This is a genomic window from Roseateles sp. P5_B10 (genome assembly GCF_056400485.1).
This window is the reverse complement of record NZ_JBFULE010001158.1, coordinates 1-1,276: the sequence shown is the minus strand read 5'-3', so window position 1 is coordinate 1,276 and position 1,276 is coordinate 1. Positions and strand designations below refer to the sequence as shown.

The window sequence follows — 1,276 nt, the reverse complement described above, 5'->3', positions numbered from 1 at the left end:
GTCTTCACCACCCGCAAGGGGCGCTTCCATGCGCTGCAGGACGTCAATCTCGACGTGCAGCGCGGCGAGTTCATCACGTTGATCGGCCACTCGGGCTGCGGCAAGTCGACGCTGCTGAACCTGATCGCCGGCCTGCTGGCGCCAACCTCGGGCGCGCTGATCTGCGACGGCCGCGAGATCGCCGCACCGGGGCCCGAGCGTGCCGTCGTCTTCCAGAACCACTCGCTGCTGCCCTGGCTCTCCTGCCTGGACAACGTGCTGCTGGCGGTCGAGTCCGTCTTCAGCGGCAAGGAGAGCCCCGCCCAGCTCAAGGTGCGCGCCCGCGCCGCGCTGGAGCTGGTGGGCATGAGCCACGCGCTGCACAAGCGCCCGCACGAAATCTCGGGCGGCATGAAGCAGCGCGTCGGCATCGCCCGAGCCCTGGCCATGGAGCCCAAGGTGCTGCTGATGGACGAGCCCTTCGGTGCGCTGGACGCGCTGACCCGCGCCAAGCTGCAGGACGAACTGCTGAAGATCGTCGCGCGCACGCAGAGCACGGTGGTCATGGTCACGCACGACGTGGACGAGGCCGTGCTGCTGTCCGACCGCATCGTCATGATGACCAACGGGCCGGCGGCGACGATTGGCGAGATCCTGTCGGTGGGCATACCGCGGCCGCGGGTGCGGGTGGAGCTGGCGGAAGACGCTCGCTATGTGGCTGCACGCAAGGAGGTCATCGACTTCCTGTACACAAGGCATGCGCATGTGGAGCAGGCGGCTTGATGGCTTGATGGCTTGATGGCTGCGGGCGGGCTGCTTTTGCGCAGAGCGCGTCTGCTCGCTGCATTGCCGGGAGTCCGTCCCGGCGGCCGGGTAACTTTCTTCTGCGGGGCCAGAAGAAAGTCACCAAAGAAGAGGCCCTGAACCGCACACCATCGCGGCGCCGCCGTCAGCGGCGCGCGAAAACGCCCAATGGCGTTGCGGGACGACGCGACCCGCTGCGCTCTCGCTGCTGTCCYTGTCRCCARYRSCATCCAYCGCACCACCTGYCCGCTTAACGCGCGGCTGCACGCCGRGCTCACCASAAAAYCAAATACAGCGTCGCGCGGGCGACGCGACTCGTGCCCACCCGCTGAAGCGTCGCCCCAGCGACGCGGTATTCCCTGACGAGTTCGGCGTGCAGCCGACGTTAACCGGCGTGAAGGGGCGATCCTTGATGCTCGTCATAGGGACAGCAGCGAGAGCGCAGCGGGTCGCGTCTGCCCGAAATGGAAGTGAGAGTTTTCGCGCGCCGATC

1 protein-coding gene is annotated in these 1,276 nt (G+C 67.3%); it reads left to right on the top strand.

The window, feature by feature from the left end:
- Window positions 1-762, top strand: a 762-nt coding sequence (locus AC1DU6_RS31715) for an ABC transporter ATP-binding protein (protein WP_477862156.1), incomplete at its 5' end; no start/stop codon positions are given.
- Window positions 763-1,276 lie beyond the last annotated feature (514 nt).